This window comes from Burkholderia sp. MR1-5-21, from assembly GCF_053427715.1.
In genome coordinates, this window is sequence record NZ_JBSAXD010000010.1 from 132,353 (window position 1) to 157,207 (window position 24,855).

Consider the following 24,855-nt stretch of genomic DNA (forward strand, 5'->3'; position numbering starts at 1 on the left):
CCGCTAGTAAGACTGCTCATCATGTCGACCGAGACTCACCTCCGCCTCGTTTTCGCGGATGGTATGGTCGGCGATCCGCCGGACAGCTATCATCGGGCATAAGCTCCCCGTCCGGTAGCTCGGGAAGTCGACGTCATTCTCCCGTGAATGTGGCCGCTTCCGCCGCCCCGACCACATGCTCGACTGTGAGGCCGAAGTGCTTGAACAGCACGCCGGCCGGCGCCGATTCGCCGAACGTGTCGATCCCGACCACGCCGCCCTCGAGGCCGACGTACTTGTGCCAGAAGCTCGTCACGCCCGCTTCGATCGCGACGCGGCGCACGCCGTGCGGCAGCACGCGCTCGCGGTACTCGGCGTCCTGGCGGTCGAACACCGTCGTCGCCGGCATCGACACGACGCGCGCTGCGACGCCCTGCTGCGCGAGCGGCTCGACGGCCTTCATCGCGAGTTCGACTTCCGAGCCCGTCGCGATCAGGATGATCTTGCGCGCGACGATTTCCTCGTCCCAGTCCTTCAGCACGTAGCCGCCCTTCTCGATGTTCGCGATCTGCGCATCGGTGCGCGGGTTGAACGCGAGGTTCTGGCGGCTGAAGATCAGGCTCGACGGACGATCCGCGGCGACCGCGTGGGTCCATGCAACGGCCGTCTCGACCGTGTCGGCCGGACGCCACACGTCGTGGTTCGGGATCAGGCGCAGGCTCGACACGTGCTCGATCGACTGGTGCGTCGGGCCGTCCTCGCCGAGGCCGATCGAATCGTGCGTGAACACGAAGATCGACGGCACCTTCATCAGCGCGGCGACGCGCAGCGCGTTGCGGCTGTAGTCGGAGAACGTCAGGAACGTGCCGCCGAACGGCTTGTGGCCGCCGTGCAGCGCGAGGCCGTTGATCGCGGCGCTCATGCCGAATTCGCGCACGCCGTAGTTGATGTGGTTGCCCCACTGAACGCCCGGGCCTTCCGGATTCGCACGGACGGCCTTCGACGCCTTCCAGTTGGTCAGGTTCGAGCCGGTCAGGTCGGCCGAGCCGCCGAGCAGCTCGGGCAGCGCCGCGGCCAGCCCTTCGATCGCCTGCTGCGACGCCTTGCGGGTCGCGACCGTTTCAGCGCGCTCGTTCGCGCCGGCAACGATCGCCGCGGCCTTCTGCGCCCAGTCGGCAGGCAGCTTGCCGGCCATCCGGCGCTCGAACTCGGCCGCTTCCGTCGGATACTTCGCGCGATACTGCGCGAACGCGGCGTTCCAGTCGGACTCGCTGCGCGTGCCGGCTTCCTTCGCGTCCCACGCCGCGTAGACTTCCTGCGGAATCACGAACGGCGCCCACTTCCAGCCCAGCGCCTCACGCGTCTTCGCGATTTCTTCCGCGCCGAGCGCCGCGCCGTGCACGTCGTGGCCGCCCGCCTTCGTCGCCGCGCCCTGGCCGATCACCGTCTTGCAGCAGATGATCGTCGGCTTGTCCGAAAGCTTCGCCTTCGCGATCGCCGCATCGACTGCGTCGACGTCATGACCGTTCACGTTCGGGATCACGTTCCAGCCGTACGCCTCGAAACGCTTCGGCGTGTCGTCGTGGAACCAGTTGACGACATCGCCGTCGATCGAGATGCCGTTGTCGTCGTACAGCGCGATCAGCTTGTTCAGCTTCAGCGTGCCGGCCAGCGAGCAGGCCTCGTGCGAGATGCCTTCCATCAGGCAGCCGTCGCCGAGGAACACGTACGTGTGGTGATCGACGATCTTCGCGCCGTCACGGTTGAACTCGTCGGCCATCAGCGCTTCGCCGAGCGCCATGCCGACCGCGTTCGCGAGGCCCTGGCCGAGCGGGCCGGTGGTCGTCTCGACGCCCGGCGTGATCCCGTATTCCGGGTGGCCCGGCGTCTTCGAGTGCATCTGGCGGAAGTGCTTCAGCTCTTCCATCGGCAGGTCGTAGCCGGTCAGGTGCAGCAGCGCGTACAGCAGCATCGAGCCATGGCCGTTCGACAGCACGAAGCGGTCGCGGTCCGCCCAGTGCGGGTTCGCCGGATTGTGCTTGAGGTGGCGCGACCAGAGCGCGACGCCGATTTCGGCCATGCCCATCGGCATGCCGGGGTGGCCGGAGTTCGCTTGCTGGACGGCATCCATCGCGAGCGCGCGGATCGCGTTGGCCATCAGGGTGGTGGAGCTGTCGGCTACTTTCATTGTTCAGGGTCTCAAGTTTGGAAAGCTGAAAATAAAGTCCTGACTCAGTCGACGCCCGTATCGCGAGACTTCGTCACAGTATGGAAACCGCACGCCGTTGCTGTGACTCATGACTGGCGCACCACGTCCCAGCCTCGGTCGGGAATCGGTCAGTCTGGCTCGAGACCGACTATTCGCCGAGTTCGATTCCTCATGTCCAGTCCCCGAACGGTGTTCCCTACATTGGCCGGCTGCCAGGCACTGGACGTCCGGCCCGCTCGTTCCAACTCCTGCGTGTTCGTCAGGCGGGCGTTGGAAAGCATGGAACCGACTGTGCCAGGCGTTCCGAGCACTATTTGGATCGGCTCGCTGGGGGAGACATCGTCGCCACGTCGAGCACTCTCATGCCCGCCCTTCGAGCGGCTTCGAAACCCTCCTGACTGTCTTCGAAGACCAGGCACCGCGCCGGTTCGACCTCGAGTCGACTGGCTGCAGCCACGAACAGATCCGGTTCCGGCTTTCCCACGCCCACATCATCCAGCGTGACAACCGCGTCGAAGGCGTCGAAAAGCCCAATGGCCCCAAGCGTCGCGCGAACCAACGATCCTGTCGAACCCGAAGCGACCGCCATAGGTAACCGCCCCTGGTAATAACGAACGACCGCGGTGACATGCGCCACTTCATCGACCCCGCCGATAAGGCGCCGATAGAGAGCAGGCAATTCGGACGCTACGGCGGGCCAATCGGGCGCTTTGCCGTCCCGGAGTGCAATCGCGGCCATCAGGTCGCCACCGGACAGGCCGACACGCTCGGCATACCAGGCTTCCTCGATTACGTGACCATGCGATGCAAGCACTTCGCGCAGGCAGGCAAAATGCAGTGGAGCCGTGTGTGCGAGTGTGTTGTCGCAATCAAAGATCAGGGCGTCGATCCCGTCGACCACCGATTTGTCCAGTTCCATTCTTGCACCTGACACTAGTTGACCGCTCCGGCGCCCGAACCCTGCCGCCATTTGTCGAGCATGACGGCAAGCAAAATGACGGCGCCTTTTGCGACGTACTGCCAGAAGGATGACAGTCCGAGGATCGTCAGTCCGTTGTTCATCACACCGATGATCAACGCGCCGACCACCGTGCCACGCACCGACCCTATCCCGCCGAGAAGACTCGTTCCCCCCAGCACCACGGCTGCGACGGCATCGAGTTCGTATCCGGTACCCCAGTTGCCGTTGGCTGCGTAGAGGCGGCTCGCAGACATCGCTCCGCCAAGCCCGGAGAAGAGGCCACTGATCGTGTAGACAAACGTCAGGATCAGACCAACCTTGATCCCGGTAAGCCGTGCCGCGTGTGTATTTCCGCCAACGGCATAAATCTGCATGCCGATGACGGTCTTCCGCAAAATGAACCAGCTCAGAAACACCACGGCGGCCGCCAACCAGATGAGCCACGGAATGGACAGAAAATCGCCATTTCCCATCCATTCAAAACTGGGAATGTCCTGGTTGAGCACGCTTGTGCCGTCGGCAAGCAGGTAGGCTGCGCCGCGAAGAGCCGTCATTGTTCCCAAGGTAACCACAAACGGATTTAGGCCGACAAACGCAATCAGCAATCCGTTTGCAAGGCCAAGGCCCGCGCCAACCAAGAGAAACACGGGGATTGACATCGACGCAAATTCCGGCGACAGAGACGTCAACATCCCGAGCACGGCTGAAACTGCGAGAATCGACCCAACAGAGAGATCGATACCCCCAGTCAGGATCACGAAGGTCATTCCCGACGCAAGTACGATGTTGATCGATACCTGCCGAAGAATGTTCATCGTATTGGCGGTCGTTGCGAAGTTCGATCCAGAACTTCCGCCAAACCAGACCGTCAGCCCGTACATGCACAGATACAAGACGATCAGAACCGGCAGCATACCGAGCCCACTGAGGAGCTTGCTTCCTGCACGGCCGTTTTTCGTCGCGCGCTCGATGTTCGGCGTCGTTGTTGCGTTCATTTCCACTCCTGTCAGGCCGCCATTGAGGCTGGGCCGGTAAAAGCATTTGCTGCGTGTGTCGCCAGTGACATAACCCCTTCCTGCGAAATGGCATCACCGGTGAGTTCTCCCGCCAGCGTTCCTTCACGCATCACAAGGATCCGGTCGCATATGCCGATTAGTTCCGGCAGCTCACTCGAGATGCACAGAATGGCGACGCCGGCGTCCGCAAGCTGGTGAATGATCTTGTAGATCTCGCTCTTCGCGCCGATGTCGACGCCGCGCGTCGGTTCATCCAGGATGAGTACCTTCGGACCAATCTCCAGCCAGCGCGCCAGCAATACCTTCTGCTGGTTCCCGCCCGAAAGACCACCGACAATGCCGGAGGGCCCGGAAACCTTGATATTCAGTTTTTCGATTGCCTCGACGGTGTGTCGGGTCAGAAGCTGATGCTTGACAACTCCACTCCGTGTATGGCGATCGAGGACGTTCATCATCGCGTTCTCGAGAACAGGCAACTGCAGAAAGAGTCCCAGTTGCTTTCGGTCCTCCGGCAAGTAGGCAATACCTGCCCGTATGGCGTCACTCGGCGACTTTATCTGCAACTCTTCGCCATCCAGATAGATCTGCCCCGCCTGTTTGCGATCCGCCCCGAAGATCAGTCGCGCGAGCTCTGTTCTACCCGCGCCCACAAGGCCCCCGAGGCCGGTCACTTCGCCTGCATGCAGGTCGAGGGAGCAAGGCGCCACTTTGCCTCCCGAAATACCACGTACTGACAGGCGAACTTCGCCTCGCGTTGCTCTTCGCTCGTGCTGGTAAAAATCGTCTGCAGGACGACCAACCATCATCTGCACGATCCTTTGCGGATCGAGTTCGTGATGGTCAAGCTCGCCAACATAACCACCGTCGCGCAGGACCGTGACACGATTGGCGAGTCGCTCAACCTCGGCCATGCGATGACTGATGTAGAGGATGGCGATGCCACGATCCCGCAAGTTCTCGACGAGCTCAAACAGGCGCTCTGTCTCGCGATCGGAGAGCGCCGCCGTCGGCTCATCCATAATCAGAATGCGGCTCTCGTGAACAAGCGCACGCGCAATTTCAACCTGTTGGCGCTCAGCAATCGAAAGCGTTCCGACCAATGTCGTCGCGTCGAAAGGTGCCCCGAGCGTATCGAGAATCGCCGATGTACGCGAGTTCATCTGTCGTTCGTCGACCATCCCGAAACGTCTCCTCGGGATATGACCCATGAAGACATTTTGCGCGACCGTCATGTTGGGGGCGACACTCAGCTCCTGATAAATCAGGTTGATCCCCATGGCCTGGGCGTCTGCTGGAGACCGGAGAACAATGGGTTTGCCATCAAGGAGGATCTCGCCAGCGTCTGGCCTATAGACGCCCGAAAGGATCTTCATCAGGGTGCTCTTGCCGGCACCATTCTCGCCCATGACCGCATGAATCTCGTGGCTACGGACCTTAAGCTGCACGCCGCGCAGCGCCTTGGTTGCCCCAAAGCGCTTTTCGATGCCGCTCATCTCAAAAAATGTCGTACTGTCCATCGTCTTCTCTCGCAGCACTCCAGCAGGATTCGCGACGTTAGTTTTTCATCCAGCCGCGATAGCTGGCGACGTTTTCCTTGGTGACGGCCTGGGTCGGCAGCAGCGTGACCGGTTGCTGCGGGCGTTTGCCGTTCAGGATCTCATTGCCAACCGTTACAGCGGTAACGGCCATCTTGTACGGGTCTTGAGCGGAAGTCGCTGCGAAGATGCTGTGCTTGTTTTTCAGTGCGACCTGAGCGTCCGGCGCACCGTCAACGGATGTGATCAGCTTCACGTCGTCACGATGAGCCTGCTTGATGGCGAGCTCTGCACCGATCGCAGTCGGATCGTTAATCGCGAACACGCCATCAATTCTGGACTGTGCCGTCAGCAGATTCGCCATTACGTTCATGCCCCCGTCCCGACTGCCACCGGCATTCTGGTTATCAGAAAGCACGCGAATGTCCTTGTAGCCAGCCAGGACCTTCTTGCAGGAATTGACACGGTCGAAAACGGCCGTTACGGGCGGGCCGTTGATGATGACAACGTTGCCTTTGCCGCCCAGCTGTTTCGCCAGATACTCGCAAGACGTAGCGCCCGCCATCAGGTTGTCGGTCATGACAGTTGCGTCCGCGCCCTTGGCCCCGACATCTACTGCTACAACGACGATTCCGGCATCGCGGGCCTTCTTCAGCGCTGGTGCAATTCCATTCGGGTCAACAGCGTTGACGAGAATCAGGTCGACTTTGTTGGCAACGAAGTTCTCGATCTGTCCGACCTGAGTGTTCAGGTCATACTTGCTCGACACGAGCGTTACCTTGATGTCGGAGCCACCGATTTTCGCGGCTGCATCTTTCGCTCCACGTTCCATGGCAATAAAGAACGGATTGGCCAGGTCGCCCACGGCAATGCCAATCGATTTCAGCGGACGCGCGTGCGCGGTCGATGCGCAGACAGCCAGTGCCATTGCCGCAACGACGGCTTTGCGATAACGCATATACATTGTCTTCCTCCAGGGTTACGGACGTGACCGGTCCTGCTCCTTGCATATGAGCTGAACGGCACTGCTTTACTTCTTTTCTATTTCAGATCGTGCAAGACGAAATCCGGACATGGCGAGCAGTACTGCCCGCCATGTGGGCCGATGCAGGGTGATCAGATCACCTGCTGGATTGCCTGCCGAGCCTGCCCGACTTCGAACAACGAAGACAGTTCAAGGAACGCGTTGACGAACTGGGGGTTTTCGTACAACCGCAGCGACGAAAATGGCGAGATATGAAGCACCCCGAGTCGCCCTCCTTCCTTGATGATCTGCCAGTCCTCGGGAGTCAATTTCCCTTCGTCCACATCAAACGCTGCGCCGAAGTCGTCAACTCCATCGAGATATCGGCGAAAACCTGCCAGCAGCAGTGCCTCACGCCGGACGTCGCGACCCTTGTCCAGCAGCGCCTGGATTGTCTTCGTGTGAAAAACCGGGATCTTTGCGGCACCATTGTGTGCGACACGGAGCAGTTGGTCAGCAACTGCCGGATTGCTGAATCGCTCGATGGTGAGATCCCGGTATCCGCTCAGACTGAGGCCCGACGGACCATCAATGACGGGAATCGCATCCTTTTCCATGAACGTCGAAAGCAACGCCACGATGTCGGCATCTACCATCGCTTCATGGACAAGCCGATAACCGAGAAGGACAGCCGGATATGAAAGGAGCATGTGAGATGCGTTGAGCATCCGACCTTTCACTGCTTCATAGGCCTCGACGTCGTGTCGCATTTCGACGCCAACCGACGGGAAGTCCGGGCGACCATCTGCGAACTTGTCCTCGATGACCCATTGCGTAAACGTCTCCGCCACAACGGGCGATGCATCCTCAATGCCTGAGCCGGCGTTCGCTCGGGCCTTGACCGCCTCCGATACCTGAGGCGCGATCCGGTCGACCATACTGTTGGGAAACGTTGCGTTCGCCGCAATCCATTCCGCGAGGTCCTTGTCAACCGCCGCCGCGAAACTCAGAATGGCTCGCTTGGTCGTATTGCCGTTCTGCCGAAGGTTGTCGCAGGAAACCACGGTGAAGGCTTTCAGACCCGCGTCGCGCCTGCGCTTGAGTGCGGCGACGATGTAGCCAAACACTGTCCGCGGCGTCGATGCGGTCAGATCATGCGCGACATCGGGCGTGCTCAGCAAAAACTCGCCGGTAGTCTCATCGAAGTTGTAACCGCCTTCGGTAATCGTCAGCGAAACGATTCGGATCGCCGGATCAGCGAGCTTGGCCAAAACAGCCTCCGGATCGGCGGGCGCGAGCATGTACTCGACAAGCGATCCGATGACCCGGCATCGGACTTCACCATCAGGCGCATATTCCGTCAGCGTGTAGAGACCGTCCTGCTTGCGAAGTGCATCCGCCTTACTTCTGGCTTCGGCGCCTGCACCAAGGCTAATGCCACAAATGCCCCAGCTTTCATGGCTGGGCAGATGCAGGCAGCGATCCACGTACAGGGCCTCATGTGCACGATGGAAGTTGCCGACGCCGATATGGGCGATTCCTGCGCTAACCTTCGAGCGATCGTATTCCGGCACGGCAACCGAAGCCGGAAGCGCAGCCAGGACCTCGGCAGAGAGCGGGCGAAGTTCAAGCGTTTGCTGATTCATTTTGGATTACCAAAGAGTGTATCCGCCGTCGGCAACAACGATCGCGCCGGTCATCAGACTCGACGCATCCGATGCAAGGAAGTGAACGATCGATGCGATCTCATCAGTCTGTCCAACGCGCCCCATTGGTGTGTTCGAGAGCCACATCTGAGTGGTTTCGACATCGGACTTCAAGGCAAATGCATTCATGGGCGTCTCAATGAATCCCGGCGCCACGGCATTCACGCGCACCTTGCGCTTCGCCCACTCGGCCGCCAAAGAGCGGGTCATATGATGGACGGCAGCTTTCGAAGCGTTGTAGTGGACGTTGTCCTGCGGCCGGACGACGATTTCGCCAGCCATCGAGCCGACATTGACAATCGACCCGCCACCCTGCTCGAGCATGATTGCGCCGAAGGCGCGCGCGCACCAGAAGACGCCATTCACGTTGACATCCATGACGAGCCGCCATTCGTCGTCAGTGATCGACTCCGCCGACGTCTGGCGCCCGATTCCCGCGCAGTTGACAAGGACGTCGACGCGTCCGAATTTCTTCCGGATCGCATCGGCCAATTCGTTGACTTTGTCCGGGTGCGTAACATTGAGCTGTTCCAGCGAAATCCGGTCAGCTAACGTGCCGGAAACAAGCTTGGACGCCTGGGCGAGATTGTCCGGACTCGCGTCAACGATGACCACCTTCGCACCCGCCTCGGCGAGCGCCTCCACGCATGCGAGGCCAATACCGCTCGCGCCGCCCGTCACAACCGCGACGCGGTCGTCAAGGCGCAATTTCTGAAGATACATGTCGTCTCCTACCTGCCTGGATACAGCGCTGTCAAAACTTCTCACTTGAGTTGAACGCCAGTGTGGCCGCCCCTACAAGCCCTGCGTTGTCACCCAACGCTGCTGCCGCGACCACCACGTCCCTGAATGGCTCCATCGCCGTGCTCTGGATTACCTTGTCGATACCGTCCTTGATAAGATCAAAAGCGAGGGACACGCCGCCGCCGAGCACCACGCGCTCGGGACTGAAAATGTGGATAAGCCCGGTCAGGCCAACCCCTAGCCAGTGAGCTTCCTGCTCCAGCAACTCGACCGCGACAGCATCGCCCTTCCTCGCCGCATCGACTGCGTCACGCGACGTCACGGCGCGGCTCTTGGCGAGAACGCCTAGTGCACTCTCCGGATGATCCAGAGCTGCCTGGCGCGCGGCGCGCCCCAGCGCGGTGCCAGATGCGAGCGCTTCGAAGCATCCGTTCGCGCCGCACGAGCATTGCGGGCCGCCAGGAAGTATCGCGAAGTGACCAACATGCGCAGCCATTCCCCGTCGGCCCTGCAGGAGTCTCCCGTCGGCAATGACCCCTCCACCGATACCCGTGCTGACCGTCACATATACGAGGTCGGTGCAGCCCTTTCCGGCGCCAAACTTCCACTCTCCGACCGCCGCTGCCTTCGCATCGTTTTCGACAACCACCGGAAGGCCGTACTCCTGCGACATCACGTCATGCAACCGCAGCTGCTCCCAACCCGGCAACGTCGGAATGCCAAGAACCACGCCCTCGACCGTGTCGAGGGGCCCGGGAGCGCCAATCCCTATGCCTGCAAGGTCACGAATCGCCACCTCGCCGCGCACGGTATCGATCAACTGCCTGAATTGCCGAAGAATGGCAATCGGACCACCCAGGACGTCGGTGTTTTGCGCCGCGCGCTCGATGACGTTGCCGTTGCAGTCGACAAGTGCTGCACGAACCTGAGTGCCCCCCAGGTCCAGGCCGACTGCCAACGACTTGTTTGCCGGTTCAATCATCGCAATCAGAGTGAATGGACCCAGGCCATCCGCGCCTGCAGATTCGGGGAGCCAAAAGCCAGCGACCCCATGACGATCGTGTCCGCGCCGGCGCTTCTCAGGCCCGGGACCGTATGTTCGCGAATCGCACCGTCCGCAGCCAGCAACACCCGATGCTTGCGCGCGGCCGCAGTCGTATCGATCAGCTCACGCGCTTCGCGCAGGCGCGATTCGGCCTCGCCGTCCAGGCCCTGTCCCTTGACGCCAATCCGTGTTCCGAGCAGCGTCAGCAATGAAATGCGATCGAGATACGGCGCCGCCGCACTCACGGGCGTGTGAAGTTGGAGCACGAGCCCGGATTTCAGGCGCAAGTCTTCAATCAGAGCCAAGGCTTCGTCGACCCGTTCGTTTTCGGCATGTACCGTGATCAGATCCGCGCCGGCATCGGCAAACTGACGGATCTGGTCCTGAAGAATGTCGTCGGTTGCCATCAGGTGCACATGCAGCGGCTTTCTGGTCAGGCGACGCGAAACGGCCACGAGATCCGGGAAAAAGAGCAACGCGGGTGAGAAGTGCCCGTCTGCTACGTCGATATGGTAGATGTCGGTGTAGTCGTCGATACGCGCGATATCGTCCGCGAGGTGGCCAAGATCGGCCGACCACAGCGAAACCTCTGCGAGCAGGCGGTCATCGGGCAGACGCTCCAGCCAACCGGATTCAACGGGGGATTTTGCACTCATCAGATCTCTCCTGACGCAGCGGATGCGGCAGCTGTTCGGGTATTTTTGGTCAGAAACTGGAGCAACGCGTCGCTGAATTCGGCGACATAGCGCGCCTTGTCGGTTGCTTTGGGTGTGATTTCGACAAACTCTGCACCCGGTATCGTCTCGGCAAGGACCTTTCCATGTTCCAGCGGGTGAACGTAATCGCGGCCGTGTGCGATGACAAGGGTCGGAACGTTGATGGCTGCTACCTGCTCCTTCGTCACGCCGGGTCCATCCGACGAAATAGAGGCGAGCAGCTTTGCCGTAACTTCCGGCCGCGGTCGCGCAAAGAACTTCCGCAGCGAGGCGAGGTTATCCGGAGCCGCATCCTGAAGGAAGGACGCCGTACCTGACCTCTCGAACGCCTTCAGGCCATTCGTCGCGCCCGCGGCAACAATCCGGGCTGCCACTTCGCCAAAGGGCCGCATGTTCAACGGCGAGCTGTCCCAGAGCCACGCCGGACGCGCGAGCACAAGAGCACTGACGCGGTCCGGGTGCTTGACGGCCAAACGCAAGGCGATGGCTGCGCCCATCGAAATGCCGCCCACGACGAATCGGTCAATACCCCGCTCATCGGCGAACGCCAGCACGTCGTCGGAGAAACTCTCAAGGGAATACGGTGACGTGGCGCAATCATCCGAACGACCGTGGGCTCGGCACTCCAGCGTCAGACGGCGAAACGGAGCGCTCGCAGGAAAGACCTCAGCAACCTGTGCCTCGTCGCCTCCCAGTCCATGCTGAAAGACCACGGCCGGCCCGGCGCCGACATCGGCTCCCGCCAATTTCCCATTCGTTCGCAGCAAAGAATGCCAGCCCATAATTACATCAACCCCTGGTTTGCAAGCACGCCGTGCAAAAAGGCTGAGACGGATGCAGCTTCCTCTTGCGCGAGGCCGTGGGTCACAAGCGGCCCCTTAAAACCGACGCGATGCAGCGACGTCACAAAATGATCGAAGTCAATCACACCGGTGCCCGCAGCTGTGAACGACCCGTCAGCCTTGCGATCCTTGGCATGAGCCATCACGATCCGGTCAGCCAGGATATCGACTGCTGCCGCAATGACGTCGTGCCGACGCGCGTCCGTTTCGCGTTCAAACAGATTGGCCGGGTCGAGGATGATTTTCAGGCGATCAGACCTGATTTCGTTGATAAGCCGGCGCGCGTCATTGGCGGATGCAATGACATTTGCCAACTCAGGCTCGATGCCCAGGTCGACATCGTGCTGTTCCGCGATCACGGCCGCCTTTTCCATCTCTACCAGCAAATCGCGCCATGCTTCGGAACTCGAGTTGTCCGGATGAAAGCGCCATTGATCATCCGGGTCGCGACTGCCGGTGCACAGCGTGACCAGACGCGTACCCATCGCATGCGCCGACTGGATGAGGACCTCCAGCCGACTCAGGCCCTTTGCCCTGACGGCCGGGTCCGGATGGGCCATGTTGTATGTGCCGGAAATAGCGGCAATTCCGACACCGGTGCTATCGCTGGCGGATGCAATGACGCGAGGCACATCCGCATCGACCGTGTCAGGCATCGATGGAAGCCCGAGGCACGCGAGATTGAACTGGGCGCACGCGTAGCCCGTGTCGCGCACGGCCGACAGGACGTCCTGGGCGCCCGTCTGCGAGAAGGTCTTCGCAAAGATTCCGAGTTGCATCAGACCCTCCCTTCCGCATGGTCAATCCGCACGGGCTTGCCGGTCCGCACGGATTCGGCGGTCGCCACCATCGCGCGCACTGACGCAATTCCGTCATTGATGTCGGCTCCACGCATCGGGGCGTCGTGAAGGATCGTGTCGGCAAAGCCTTCTACCTGACGCCGATAGAAATGACCGTCGGCAGCCAGGGGCCGGCGGTATGTGGCATCGCTCTCCGAGAAGATCTCGACGTCGGACGACTTGAAATACCACGGGTTGTATGTCTTGGCGATCACGCTGCCGTTCTCGCCATATATCTGGAAACCCTCGTGCCAATCCATCCGTACTGCGACCGTCAGATCCAGATGGCCCATCGCGCCATTTGCAAACGCGACGTCAACGAACCACGAGTAGGCGCCAAATTTTTCGTTGAGGCGCGCGCTGACCTCGACGATCTCACCGCACAGGAAACGTGCGGTATCAAAAAGGTGGCTGCCATGGGCCAGCATGTAATACCGGCGCAGATCGGCTTTGGGATTCTCGCCGGGCTTGCGTGCCTGGGAGCTCTTGAGCATCTTCGGCTGCACCGCGTCAGTGACGGTATAGCGATGGGTGTTGTCGCAGTACCAGGCCTTCAGAGCCAGTACCTCGCCCATTTCAGCCTGCACGAACTTGCGGGCCTCTTCCAGACCGATGTCAAAGCGCTTCATATGCCCCACCTGGAGCAGTTTACCGCTCCCGCGGACCGCTACACCCAGTTGCTCAACCTCCTCGACCGAGATGCCGATAGGCTTTTCGCAGAGCACGTGCTTGCCGGCCGCGAGCGCTCGACGCGAAGCCTCGACGTGAAACGCATCCGACGTCGCAATGATCACGGCGTCGAGCTGCGGATCAGCCAGCATGGCGTCATAGTCCAGATATTTGCGCTCGGGCTGGTAGGTCGCCGCCATGATGTCGACCAAGTCCTCGGCGACATCACAGATTGCATACAGGTCGGCGTTGCGCGCCTTAACACACGATTCGAAATGGGCGGCCTGCGCGATCGGCCCACAACCCAGGATGCCAACTTTCAAACGTTTGTCGTCTTTCGTACCCATGTCAGTAGCCTCTGAAAAAGTGAGCACGTGGCCAACGGCGGCCCGCACATCGTTTAATATGTTCGTTCATTGAACGAATTAGAGCACGCTGGCACCCTGTCGTCAAACCCCCTCGCACGTGCACATGACCGGGGTTTTCCCCAGTGCCAGTCGCCGGCCCCCAACGCGTGGCGCGGCAGGCCAACGGACGACGATCTTGCCGTGGAAGCGGGCTCGTGTACTCTTCCATCAATGCTTACGTTCTTGTACCCTTGCCGCCAACTGGGGGCTTTTGATGGCAAATCAGACATACATTAAGGATCTCAACACTCGCAGAGTGCTCACGCTGCTACGTCTGGAGGGACGTTTGACGCGGGCCGACATCGCCCGGCAGCTGGGACTGACGAAGTCCACGGTTACATACCTTATCGACGATCTCATCGAGCAGGATCTGGTTGTCGAAGTCCAGTCCGAAGCGGCTCGGGAAGGCAAGCGTGATCTTGGTCGACCGGGTATCAACGTCGCGCTCGCCACCACGGGAGCCTATTTCCTCGGCGTTGAAGTAGGTGTTCATACGCTCCGGTTCGCTCTCCTCGACCTCGCGCTGAGTGCTATCGATACAAAAACGATCGCTCTCAAAAAGCCGCTTTCCCCCGACGGGGTCATCAAGGCAATCAACGGCCATCTGACCGCCCTAAAGCGCGACCCCCGCTTTGCAACGCGGATTCGCGCCATTGGCGTGACGGTGCCGGGTCTCGTCCGTTCGGACGGTTTCGTTGTCCACCTGCCGATCCTTGGCTGGCGAGAAGTCAATTTTCTTGACCTGGCCGCACAGGACATCCAGATTCCCGTCAGCATCGGAAACAACGCAAATGCGGCCGCATTTGGCGAGACCTACTGCTCGCCGCGCCACAGCGGATTGACGTTGTATCTCAAGCTGGGCAACGGATGCGGCGGCGCAGCCATCATCAACGGCGAATTGCTGCGTGGCTGGGGTGGCACGGCCGCAGAATTCGGCCATATGAGGGTTGCAAACGACGGTCCGGTCTGCAGTTGCGGGCGCAGGGGCTGTCTTGAACCGCATGTCAATCTCACTGCGCTGCAAACCTACGCGAAACAGTTTCGCCTCAAGGGGGACGGATCGCCGTCAGATGTCGCACAGGCGATTGCGGACGGCGACGAGCGCGCGCAGCACGCTGCCGACAAACTGCTGGGCTACCTGTCGATCGGGCTTGTCAATCTGACCAATATTTTCAATCCCAGAGACATCGTCCTCGGAGGGGAAATGCTGCCCGTTCTCAAAACCAGCATCAAGATCCTGCGCGAGAAGCTCAAGGCAGACATCGTGCCTGGCATGGAGATGCCGTCCTTGTCACTTTCCAGCATCGGCGAGTATGAATGCGCCGTCGGCGCGGCCGCGCTCGCGCATCAGCGCGAATATGACATAGCGGGCCTTCGCCTGGCTGCCGATCCATCTGAACCGGAGCCGCGCCGGCGCCGCCGTACAGCGACAGCTGCCTGACAGAGTCGTTCAGCAATGCTGGTAAGGAAATCAGCGCTGAACTGTCCACCAGCGTAATCGTCGCATCGAAACATTTGAGCGCTCGGACCGCGCCGGCCGATGCTCGCCGGCTCACCTCGCTGTCAGGCGCCTGAGCGTCACGGAGACGGGCGTCAGCGCGACCTGCGGCGAACTCCCGGATATGTTCGCCGCAAGAACGTCTCACCCGCACGAGAGCGCCGCCTGAACGATTTTCCAGTTTGTGCCATGATGGCCAAGTGTTCCCGTGGCGTCACCGACTTGCGCCCACACGATGCGCAGCAACCGGGATCACCGCAACCTCTCGCAATTTGGAGTCTGAAGCCAACTCCGTGATGGTGATTCATGCTGGTCAGTGACCATCATGACAACCGACAGCGGTTCCGAGGTACCGGGCGCGTGCTCGCCCCCAGGCGAGGATTCGAAGGAGTAAGAAAATGACTTGGAAACTCTCTCCCATAGCAATGCTGATTGGATTGACCGTAGCATGTAGCACGTATGCCGCCGGGTCCGGCACGAGCCTCGCACCTGAGGCGAGTTCATCAGACTTTGGACTTGCGACTCAGGTGCGCGGCGCCCTGGCCAGCGCCAATGGTGTCAACGTCTCCCGGATCTCCGTTCTTTCGAACTCGGGCCACGTGACGCTCGAAGGCAGCACTCCAGTTGCTCAGCAGGCTGACCGCGCTGCGCAACTCGCGGCTGGGGTCCCGGGTGTCAAGGACGTCACCAACCATCTGACCGTGCGAGCCCCTGGCAGAGGATCGATCTAGATCGTCGACATGCCATAGCGCGAAATGACGCCTGCAGGAACGCAAATCGGCATTCACGCGAAAGAAAAATGGTGCGACTCAATGAGCCGCACCAAAAACGCGCCTCTCGCGGCGACGTGGAAACTGTTCAGTGATTGAGGTCGCCCTTTTCCTCAGAAGAGATGCTGGATGCCGACGAAGACGCCCGTCTGACTGTGCCCAGGCAGCGGATTCTCGTTGTACGATCCGTCTGCCTGGACGCCGCCCGCGCCTGCGCTGTTTGCGTCAAGTCCGAAGTTCGCCGTTGAACTGTTCCGGACGGAAGCGACCTGGAAATCGAGCAAAGTGCGTTTCGACAGGTTGTACGTTCCGCCGACGGAGTAAATGGTCGCGTTGCCGCCCCCCTTGTTTGCGTTGACGTGATAAACCGCGGCGATCAACGAGGCGGCAGGCGAAACCTGCCAGTTCGCGCCGACCCACTCATGATCGAGAGAGGTCGGTCCGCTGCCAGCGACGGTGCCTCCCGTGGTACGGATTGCCTGGTAGACCGTGCGCAAGGTCACCGGTCCGAGGAACACGTTCAGCCCCGCCGAATATTCCCGCGAATGGGTAAACGGGTTATCGAGCAGACCATTTTGCGGACTGCGGATTTCGTCGTAGATGCCTCGAAGCTGGAACAGCGTCGACGTATATGTGATCTGCAGCCCGTCCTGGCGCCCTTGGGCCGTCGTGTTGTTGCCGTTCCAGTTCGTTGAGTTCGACAGAGAGTACTGGCCGTACACGTCGAAACCTGCGAACTTGGGTGACTGATACGAAATGTTGTTACTCGACTTCGGCCAGTTGCGCCCGCGAACCAGCGAAGCTGACGACCACGAAGTCTGGCCGAACGGATCAAAGTCCCACATCCCATTCGAGATAAACGCCTCACGGCCCAAGAGCAGCGTGCCGTACGATTCATTCGAGAATCCTACGGTCGCAATATCATGGAACATGTTGTTGCCTGCAGCCTGGCCGTTCATCGCATTGAACGCACTTTCAAGCTGGAACAGAACCTTGTTGCCACCGCCGATATCCTCGGCGCCCTTCATTCCCCAAAAACTCCCTCCCCAATTGCCGCTTTCCGCACGCCAGCGTGATGTCGAACCCGTGTTGCTCGCATTCGGCAAACCACTGACATACTCAAGGCCGGCGTCGATGCGGCCATACAATGTGACGCTGCTCTGCGCGCATGCAGCACTGCTCAGCGCCAACAGCGCGGCAGCCGTAACGATCTTATGCTTCATCATTCCTCTCCAAACCCATAAAAGACACGCTTTTTTTATCGATGGCGCATCAGCGCCCACTTCAGACGTCTGAAGTTCCGTGTCGCACACGAGAGAGGCGACATTATTTAAGTAGGATTCCTACTTTTTGTATCTGTATGGAACGACATACCAACGGTGATGCATTGCGCCGCGGTCGCTTCCAACCGCCAGGTAGAAGGCTAACGCGCGAGGTCGCTTACGAACGACTTGATTGGCGATTCGGGGTGACCCAACCGCAACAGGCGATCAAGTCTGGACGTGACGAGCGCAAAGTCCTTACCGGTAATCTCCATGATCTGCTGGTCATGAAATGTCAACATCGCTTGGATATACCCGGCGTCTTCCGGATCAATCCTCCACACACCTTCCTGCTCCGCCCGGATGACGCTCCTGTCGAGGGCGGCCTCTGCATCAGTGAAAAGCTCGAGCGGTGCAATCCCGGTTCCAGCTAGCTGCATGAAAAGTGACAAGTAAAGTGCCTTTGTCAGCTGGTTCAGCAGATGCCGGTTTCCCGCTTCTCGGATGCATGTCGAAAACGCGATATGGTTCGTCAACGATAGTTCACGTACGATCTCCATTGGCATGGGCAGAAGCATCGACTTGCTCCAGCAGTGCCTTATCGTGGTAGGCCGCTTGCCCTTTTGCTTTGCGTTTCGCGCCATGTCACATCAGATTCCAGATACGTCAACACCTGACCGTCAGCGCTGGCAATCGGGAGCCAACGAACAAACGGTCCCTTGCGGTCCGACCTTTACGTCAACGCGGACGGACCGCCCCACTACACTCTTGTTTCAATCACGCCGCATGCTTGGTCGAAGCGTACGTATCGCCGACCATCAGATGAACGATTTCGTCGCCGTTGGTCTCAGACACTTTCCGTTCACCGGCAATCTCCCCTCTGCGCAGCACGACAATCCGATCCGACACCGAGAAGATATCGTGCAAGTTGTGCGAGATCAGCAGAACCGCCACTCCCTGAGACTTCAGCATGCCGATGAGCTCCATCACCTTGCGCTGTTCGGGCACACCAAGAGCAGCGGTTGGCTCGTCCATGATCAGCAACCGCGCGTTCCAGTAGATCGCTCGACCAATCGCAATTGCCTGGCGTTGCCCCCCGGACAGCATTTTCACAGGACCGGTCAACTTATGCGCCGGAATAACGATGTCAAGACGGTCAAGCACGGTGCGCGCGACTTCGGTCATGTGCGCACGGTCTATCACCGGAATGCCGAACTGGCGTCGCAGCGGCTCGCGGCCCAGAAAGATGTTGCTGCCAACGTCGAGATTGTCTGCCAGCGCAAGATCCTGGTAGATGGTCTCGATGCCATTGGAGCGAGCGTCCTGCGGATCCCGCAACACCATCGGATTACCGTCGAAGCGCATCTCACCTTCTGACGCGTGATACACACCAGAGATGATCTTGATCAAGGTCGACTTGCCGGCCCCGTTGTCCCCTGCGAGCGCAACCACCTCACCCGGGTCAACATGCATGGATACCCGCTTGAGTGCTTCGACGCCCCCGAAACGGATGGATACGTTACTGACTTCAAGAAGCGGCGTGCTCACCGTGCACCTCCAATGCGATCTTTGTACTGGTCAATCAGGACAGAAAGGATAATCACGATGCCAACCACGATGAACTGCCAGAACGCGTTGACGTCGATGAAAACCAATCCGAACTGGATTACTGCAATGATCAGCGAGCCAATCAGCGTCCCAATCACGTTCCCAGTTCCGCCAAATAGACTCGCCCCGCCAATGACGACCGCCGCAATCGAGTCAAGGAGCATCGGCTCCCCGGCATTTGCAGCACCGGCGGCAAAGCGCGCGGTGTAGATCACCCCACCCACGGCCGCAAACGCCGCGGAAATCAGATAGATGACGAACAGGTGCTTACGCACGTTGATGCCTGCACGCATAGCCGACTGCGCATTCCCACCAATTGCATAGGTATATTGACCGAACTTCGTTCTGGACAGAACAAAGTGCATAACGACCAGCAACGCGCCCGTTATCAGCACCGGCGTCCAGCCCGAGCCAATCATTGCCAGGCCCGCGTTGTCGACCGAGACGGTCATCCCGTTACCTGCCGCGAGAAAGCCTGCACCACGCGCCACGCCGTACATGCCGAGCGTACCGATGAATGCGGGCACACCCAGCCGCGCGATCAGTACACCATTCACCAGCCCTGGGACGAAACAGACCAGGATGGTGAGCGGCACCGATATCAGCAACGCGGCCGGTGAAGTTCCGCCCAAGATTGTGAACTGCGCAACGCATACGGCAGCCAGTCCCATGACAAAGCCGACCGACAGATCGATGCCCGCCGTAACAATCACAAATGTCTGTCCGATCGCCAGCAGAAGCGGAGCGCTCGCCGCAAGGGCGATTGACTGAAGGTTGTATGCGTTGAACAGGAATGACCGGTGGTCTGATATCTGGGCGTATGCCTCGAAGAAGGCCAGAAGAGCCGCCAGAAAAAGCCACGGCCAGAACTTCGTGATCAGGGCAAGGCGGTTCCCACCGGCACTCATCGGTACGGTAACAGTTGCAGTATTCATCGTAGTACTCACTTGTTCATGAAAGGCTCGTCGACGGGCCGGATTCGGCCCGCCTCGCGCAATCTAGTTTGAGTAGATGTGCTGAGCCACGCCCGGCTGGTCGATGTTGCTCTTGTCCAGGATGACAAAGTCCGTGCTCTTATACGCGGGGATCTTTTTCCCGCGGATCGCATCGACGGCGTACTTCACGCCGTAGTAGCCCATGTCATCGGGTTTTTGTGCGATCGCGATGGAGATCAGCCCGCTCTTGATATCACGGTCGATACCGGGAATCGCATCGAACGCGACGACCTTGATCGCGCCGAGCTTGCCGGCGTTGCGCACGCCTTGGGCTGCACCTGCGCCGGCGAATACGTTCGCCCCGAAGACCCCTGCAAGGTCCGGATTACGAGCGAGGACGGCCCCCACGTGAGAGGCGGCGACGTTCGCGTCATCACCGTTGTACTGTGTCTGCAGGACCTTGATGTTCGGATGCTTCTTCATTTCATCCATGAAGCCCATGCTGCGGTCGTCAGTGCTGGAAATGCCCGGCTTGTTGCTTTCGCAATAGACGGTTCCCTTGTCACCGATAGCCTTGGCCAGCGCACGCGCCGCAACTCGGCCACCTTCGACGTTGTCGGACGCGATGTAGGAGATCGGGAAGTCGGCAGGACCCTTTCCGGTCTGGTAGTGGCCGTTGCCGATATAGGTATCGACGGTGATGACCTTGATGCCGGCGTCAGCCGCCTCTTTCAGCGGCTCGATCAGTTGCTGACTGTCGACCGGCGAGACGAGCAGCACGTCGGGATGCTTCGCAATTAGCGCCTTGAGTATCGGAACCTGCTCAGTCGTGTTCCACGCCCTCGGGACCTGGAACAGCAGTTCGGCCTTCTCCTCTTTTGCTGCGCGCTCAGCACCCCGGTGCATGGTGAAGTAGAACGGGTCAGTAACGCCTGGCAGCAGCGCAATGACCGGGTGCGTGGCATCTGCATGTGCGGACGCGGCAAGCGCTAGCAACGCTGCGGATCCGAGCACCGCTTTGCGGCAAGCCGCGACGGACCTGTTGAACCACCGGGTGTATTGCTGTCTGTTCATTGTCTCGCTCCATATGGACCGCAGGCGCGGCCGTGATCGTGCAGCTCGCCGTCATTGACGGCACGTATTCTTCGAAGTCGTCGGCTTTCTTTAGTTCGATCAGTGAACTAATTAAAGCACCAGGGAGCTGGGGAGTCAATGTGACGAACCCGCAATTTTGGTTGGTGCTTACCCGAAGATTGGGATCGCTGTGGCGGAGAAATGAATTCCCGCGTACCTCCGCTCCCGCGCACGTCCCATGCACTACCGGATCACCACCTCTCGTGATGCGGCACGGGAATCCGGGAACAGAAACGACAGCGTCCTGCTTGCAGGCTGGCCTTGATGAGGCCGCAACTCGCCAAACAAGCTCGCGGCGCGGAGGATTGCCCTCGCTACTAATTGTGTCGAGAGATGGATGCGGCTAAGGCGATGCTCAGCGTGCCACAGTCAGCCAAACCCCTCGACAGGAGGCAGTCTTCCAACAAACCGCCTCCCCGCTTCTCGCCCTGGCCCGTCTAGCACGCAAGGTTGATGCAAGTAGGTATGTTAATTAGTTGAATATCTTCAACACGTCGTAGCATGCGCCCATCGTGTGATAGTCAACCTTGCCCGCCGGGCTCTTTTCGTCAGTGAGCTTCCTGTTGTCTTGGGTCAGGATCCTGAACCAGGCACCATATTGATGGTCAACGAAATGCTCCCAGCTATAGGCCCACAACCGGTCGTACCAGTCCCAGTAGTGTTGGTCGCCCGTGCGACTTGCAAGCAACGCGGCTGCGGCGATTGATTCCGCTTGCACCCAGAAATATTTGTCGCTGTCGTAGAACCGCCCTTCCGGGTCAACGCCGTAAACCAAGCCACCATGGTCTTGGTCCCACGAAATGCTTACCGCCGTATCAAAGAGTTCTTTCGCTCTTTCGAGGTGCCATGGCTTTGGCAAGTGCCGGTCCAGAATCAGCAGGAGCTTTGCCCATTCCGTCTGATGTCCGGGCTGGAATCCCCAAGGGCGGAATATATTCGTCCGGTCACCGAAGTTGTACTCCCAGTCCGGCGACCAGTCCTGTCGGTAATGTTCCCAGATCATCCCGCCCGTCAGGGCTGCCTGCCGGACGGTGATGTTGTGCGCCAGCAATTCCGCGCGCTCGAGGTATCGTTGCTCTCCCGTAGCTTCATACGCTGCCAGCATAGCCTCGCACGCATGCATGTTGGCATTCTGCCCCCGATAGGGAACAACCTTCCAGTCCGCCGAGGCCTCATCCATGTACAGTCCGGCGTGCGAATCCCAGAAGCGGTCTTCCATGAGTTGCCAGGTTGCCTGTACACCTGCACTGGCACCATCCACCCGGACCTCAACTGCTTTGGCGTACGCCAAGAGGACGAAGGCGAGCCCGTAGCAATGATTCGTGCCGTCCCTAACGCCCTTTTCGTCCAACTCCCATGCGTACCCATTCGTCAAAGGATTGCGGTGCGCCTGCTCGAGAAACTGTACGCCATGCCCGACAGCGTCACGATATTCGGGAACTCCGAACTGCTTGTAGGCCATTGCATACGTGTACACAAACCGCGTGCTCGACACCAGATGGCGGGTGTACCGGTCGTAGATCGTTCCGTCGTCTCGAAAGAAGTGGAAAAAGCCCCCTGACCCATCAATACATCTTGGATGGTAGAAGTCCATGGTGCTGCGAATGTGGTCGATCAGGAACGCCGGGGATTTAAAGTTGGGCATAGTCTTCGAGTGGGAAATAGCGGGCCGCCGCTAGCGGGACGACCTAGCGCGCAATTGAATGGTGACTACCAAGCGGAAAACCGGTAGCGCGTGACCCACGGTTCGTTCGGTCTGAGCCGCATACCAATCCGGTCAGCCAGCGCATGATCAGCAGGACATCTGGCGACGCGGCCGAGGTCGAACAGGCCATTGACCGGCTCGACGCCAAGAGCGTAATGACGGCCGTTCCAAGGGTAAGCTGTGCGCCCCCCGTTGCTTATCCAGAGGAGCACATCTGGAAATGCCGCTGCGTCCCACCACAGGCCGAGGTGAACGTCCTCGTCGAGGTAGTGAAGATTTAGCTGCGGGTCATCATCCATAGGCAGCACGTTTCGCAGCTGCACCAGCTCTTCCGCGGGGCCCACAAGGGGCAGACTGGAGATGTCGACACGACCATTGCCCGCACTCATGCTTGCAATCGACGTCGATGTAGTATCCGCAACCAAGATTGAGCGGCCGGGCTCAGGCGTGACCGGATAGGTGACCGCGAGATCATATTTGGGGACATTCACGATGAGACGGTGCTGTCCGGCGGGCACTCGAAATGTTGGGTGAAGTCCGATCGGAAGCAACATCTCGGTTTCAACGGAGACCGCCAGACTCACCTCAATCGCCGGCGCATCGGGCACCGCACTGATGTGCCGCTCCAGTCTAATGTTGCCGGCACTCGTCGGGTAGTCGATGGAGAGCGTCACCGACCGTGTCGAAACGTCGACGCAGTTCCAATGAGAGTTGGATGCGAAACCGTGACTAAACCCGTCTGCGCAGGAAAGCGGTGACCATCCATCTGGCAGATCGCAGGGGGTGTCGACGCGCCCCATAGGAACGCACGGCCACTCGCCTCGGAGGCGCTGAAGAACGCCTGGCAGACTCGCTGCCGCGGGATCCTCTTCCCACGGGGCGACCTGGAAAGGCTGAAGCTGTCGCCCATCCCGCAGCTGGAAATTTACGGGTCCGAGCATTGCACCCAGCGACTGAACTTCCGCCGAACCGTAGTCCCATGTTAGACGCCAGCTGTTGTCCGCCACTTCTGTCAAGCCTCGATATGTTATGACACACGGCGACAATGCCAACAAGGCACCTGCGCCTATTTAGTTCATTATTTGAACAAACTCAGCATATCACAGCCGACCACCGAGTCAAAGACCGGGTATCACCCGAATTGCTCCAAACAGCGACCATCCCCGCCTACGAGGGGACTTCATCTCGCTCGAAGAATTCGAACGGAAGTCCCACCTGATTGTCGCTACACACGGTACCGGGCACGTCGTCGTCGAAGAGACGCTCGAGCGTCGCGCCATTCGACGAAAAATCGGTCTCCGTATCTCGAATTTTCTTGGGGTCGTCTCGAACATCGCCAGCACCGAATACTTGCCGATTGTCCCGGAGCGATTCGCGCGCAACATCGCCAAAGGCAACCCCATTAAAGTGATGGAGTTACCGTTCAGGGTGCCGAACTATCGGGTCATGCAGCACTGGCACGAACGCTACTCACGCGATCCGGCGACGAGTTGGCTACGCGGCGTGATTGTCGACCTCTTCCGCGAATAGGCCAAGCTCGACGGGCCTTCGGAGGTTGGTAATGATGGGCGCATCGCGCAGCCAGCGAATCAGCTTGGCGGCAGCAATTTCGGAACCATACGCGGGCTTGCCATTCAACGGCATGAGCCGCGACAGCGTCAGAATCACGTCCTACGAGCATAGACTGGCGCCAGCCTCAGTGGCTAGGTATTCCCTGAATATTCATCCATCACGCACAGCACTCGGCCATCGACCAGCGGATCATGGACGATGTCGTAGCTCCAGACTGAATTGAGCGGCATCGCGCCGGGCCGACGGATGTCGCTGCCGCGGTGTCGCCGTCGGGGGCGCCGTCTCGGGATGTTCAGCTTCGGCTTGCCACATGCGGAACACCCACGATTCGCCCAACGATAGCCAGGCCGATACGCGGTAATACCCAAAGCGCGCGCCCCCCCGGGAGGCGGCCATCAGCCGTTCGCCCAGGCTCCGGTCTTTCTCCGGTTGCTTGAGCGTGTAGGTCGACACCCGGCAACTCAACCCCAAGTAACGACAAGCCTTGGTTTGCAATAGGCCCCGCCGGGTCAGGGCGTCCAGCGCTTCACGCCATCACGTCGATGGCATTCATTTTTCCCGCTGCATTCCTTCAGGCCGTCGATGACCAGCAGTTGCTCAGCGAGCAGCCGCTCGTTTCCCGATTCCAGTTCCTTGAGCCGACGTACCTCCCCCCCCCCCCAAAAAACGCCGGAACGTTGCGGAAGACGCTGCCAGGAGCAGAAGTGCCTACAGCCTATTCCTGCCCCCGTAGCGGACG

Annotated in this window: 22 protein-coding genes and 1 pseudogene; 3 read left to right on the forward strand and 20 right to left on the reverse strand. The window is 59.8% G+C overall.

Features of this window, described 5'->3' with window-relative positions:
• Positions 1 to 133: 133 nt before the first annotated feature.
• From tkt to ACV229_RS16110, 12 genes are all read right to left on the reverse strand, one after another.
• Positions 134 to 2,167, reverse strand: coding sequence for a transketolase (tkt, locus tag ACV229_RS16055; RefSeq protein ID WP_448084089.1), 2,034 nt, complete (start codon positions 2,165 to 2,167; stop codon positions 134 to 136).
• Between the two features lie 331 nt (positions 2,168 to 2,498).
• Positions 2,499 to 3,107, reverse strand: coding sequence for an HAD family hydrolase (locus ACV229_RS16060; RefSeq protein ID WP_448084090.1), 609 nt, complete (start codon positions 3,105 to 3,107; stop codon positions 2,499 to 2,501).
• A gap of 14 nt (positions 3,108 to 3,121) precedes the next feature.
• On the reverse strand, positions 3,122 to 4,144 hold the full coding sequence (locus tag ACV229_RS16065; protein ID WP_448084091.1) for an ABC transporter permease subunit: 1,023 nt from the start codon (positions 4,142 to 4,144) through the stop codon (positions 3,122 to 3,124).
• An 11-nt stretch (positions 4,145 to 4,155) separates the two neighbouring features.
• Complete coding sequence (locus ACV229_RS16070; protein WP_448084092.1) at positions 4,156 to 5,682, reverse strand: sugar ABC transporter ATP-binding protein; 1,527 nt, start codon at positions 5,680 to 5,682, stop codon at positions 4,156 to 4,158.
• A gap of 37 nt (positions 5,683 to 5,719) precedes the next feature.
• Positions 5,720 to 6,658, reverse strand: coding sequence for an ABC transporter substrate-binding protein (locus tag ACV229_RS16075; protein WP_448084182.1), 939 nt, complete (start codon positions 6,656 to 6,658; stop codon positions 5,720 to 5,722).
• Positions 6,659 to 6,816: 158 nt separating this feature from the next.
• Positions 6,817 to 8,310 (reverse strand): mannitol dehydrogenase family protein, encoded by a 1,494-nt coding sequence (locus ACV229_RS16080; protein WP_448084093.1) that lies wholly within the window; start codon positions 8,308 to 8,310, stop codon positions 6,817 to 6,819.
• A 6-nt stretch (positions 8,311 to 8,316) separates the two neighbouring features.
• A complete protein-coding gene (locus tag ACV229_RS16085; RefSeq protein WP_448084094.1) occupies positions 8,317 to 9,093 on the reverse strand; it encodes an SDR family NAD(P)-dependent oxidoreductase in 777 nt (258 codons plus the stop codon).
• A gap of 31 nt (positions 9,094 to 9,124) precedes the next feature.
• Positions 9,125 to 10,096, reverse strand: a complete 972-nt coding sequence (locus tag ACV229_RS16090) for an ROK family protein (protein WP_448084095.1) — start codon at positions 10,094 to 10,096, stop codon at positions 9,125 to 9,127.
• A gap of 5 nt (positions 10,097 to 10,101) precedes the next feature.
• A complete protein-coding gene (locus ACV229_RS16095; RefSeq protein ID WP_448084096.1) occupies positions 10,102 to 10,815 on the reverse strand; it encodes a ribulose-phosphate 3-epimerase in 714 nt (237 codons plus the stop codon).
• Entirely contained in the window at positions 10,815 to 11,621 is an 807-nt protein-coding gene (locus ACV229_RS16100; protein WP_448084097.1) for an alpha/beta fold hydrolase, read from the reverse strand. Before ACV229_RS16100 ends, ACV229_RS16095 begins: the two co-directional genes overlap by 1 nt.
• 38 nt (positions 11,622 to 11,659) lie before the next feature.
• Positions 11,660 to 12,496, reverse strand: coding sequence for a sugar phosphate isomerase/epimerase family protein (locus ACV229_RS16105; protein WP_448084098.1), 837 nt, complete (start codon positions 12,494 to 12,496; stop codon positions 11,660 to 11,662).
• Complete coding sequence (locus ACV229_RS16110) at positions 12,496 to 13,572, reverse strand: Gfo/Idh/MocA family protein (protein ID WP_448084099.1); 1,077 nt, start codon at positions 13,570 to 13,572, stop codon at positions 12,496 to 12,498. Before ACV229_RS16110 ends, ACV229_RS16105 begins: the two co-directional genes overlap by 1 nt.
• 274 nt (positions 13,573 to 13,846) lie before the next feature.
• Between ACV229_RS16110 and ACV229_RS16115 the strand changes: the two genes are divergently transcribed.
• Together ACV229_RS16115 and ACV229_RS16120 are read left to right on the forward strand one after the other, a co-directional pair.
• The gene (locus ACV229_RS16115) at positions 13,847 to 15,073 is read left to right on the forward strand and encodes an ROK family protein (protein ID WP_448084100.1); all 1,227 of its coding nucleotides are present in this window, start codon (positions 13,847 to 13,849) and stop codon (positions 15,071 to 15,073) included.
• Positions 15,074 to 15,555: 482 nt separating this feature from the next.
• The gene (locus ACV229_RS16120; RefSeq protein ID WP_448084183.1) at positions 15,556 to 15,861 is read left to right on the forward strand and encodes a BON domain-containing protein; all 306 of its coding nucleotides are present in this window, start codon (positions 15,556 to 15,558) and stop codon (positions 15,859 to 15,861) included.
• A gap of 152 nt (positions 15,862 to 16,013) precedes the next feature.
• On the opposite strand, the gene ACV229_RS16125 is transcribed toward ACV229_RS16120, so the two are convergent.
• The 7 genes from ACV229_RS16125 to ACV229_RS16155 all read right to left on the reverse strand — a co-directional run bounded on the left by ACV229_RS16125 (position 16,014) and on the right by ACV229_RS16155 (position 23,218).
• Positions 16,014 to 17,123 carry a porin gene (locus ACV229_RS16125; protein ID WP_448084101.1) on the reverse strand — a complete coding sequence of 370 codons (1,110 nt, stop codon included), beginning with the start codon at positions 17,121 to 17,123 and terminating at the stop codon, positions 16,014 to 16,016.
• Between the two features lie 200 nt (positions 17,124 to 17,323).
• Positions 17,324 to 17,740, reverse strand: a complete 417-nt coding sequence (locus ACV229_RS16130) for a hypothetical protein (protein WP_448084102.1) — start codon at positions 17,738 to 17,740, stop codon at positions 17,324 to 17,326.
• A 199-nt stretch (positions 17,741 to 17,939) separates the two neighbouring features.
• Positions 17,940 to 18,710: an ATP-binding cassette domain-containing protein gene (locus ACV229_RS16135; RefSeq protein WP_448084103.1), complete on the reverse strand. Its 771-nt coding sequence runs from the start codon at positions 18,708 to 18,710 to the stop codon at positions 17,940 to 17,942.
• The gene (locus ACV229_RS16140) at positions 18,707 to 19,705 is read right to left on the reverse strand and encodes an ABC transporter permease subunit (RefSeq protein ID WP_448084104.1); all 999 of its coding nucleotides are present in this window, start codon (positions 19,703 to 19,705) and stop codon (positions 18,707 to 18,709) included. Before ACV229_RS16140 ends, ACV229_RS16135 begins: the two co-directional genes overlap by 4 nt.
• Positions 19,706 to 19,768: 63 nt before the next feature.
• Positions 19,769 to 20,779, reverse strand: coding sequence for an ABC transporter substrate-binding protein (locus ACV229_RS16145; protein ID WP_448084105.1), 1,011 nt, complete (start codon positions 20,777 to 20,779; stop codon positions 19,769 to 19,771).
• Positions 20,780 to 21,311: 532 nt separating this feature from the next.
• Positions 21,312 to 22,484 (reverse strand): AGE family epimerase/isomerase, encoded by a 1,173-nt coding sequence (locus ACV229_RS16150; protein ID WP_448084106.1) that lies wholly within the window; start codon positions 22,482 to 22,484, stop codon positions 21,312 to 21,314.
• 65 nt (positions 22,485 to 22,549) lie between these two features.
• Positions 22,550 to 23,218 carry a hypothetical protein gene (locus ACV229_RS16155; protein ID WP_448084107.1) on the reverse strand — a complete coding sequence of 223 codons (669 nt, stop codon included), beginning with the start codon at positions 23,216 to 23,218 and terminating at the stop codon, positions 22,550 to 22,552.
• Between the two features lie 508 nt (positions 23,219 to 23,726).
• Here ACV229_RS16155 and ACV229_RS16160 point away from each other — a divergent pair.
• The gene (locus ACV229_RS16160; protein WP_448084184.1) at positions 23,727 to 24,074 is read left to right on the forward strand and encodes a hypothetical protein; all 348 of its coding nucleotides are present in this window, start codon (positions 23,727 to 23,729) and stop codon (positions 24,072 to 24,074) included.
• 33 nt (positions 24,075 to 24,107) lie between these two features.
• Here ACV229_RS16160 and ACV229_RS16165 read toward each other — a convergent pair.
• Positions 24,108 to 24,766: pseudogene (locus ACV229_RS16165) on the reverse strand (IS3-like element ISBcen23 family transposase); the annotation flags it as partial.
• Positions 24,767 to 24,855 lie beyond the last annotated feature (89 nt).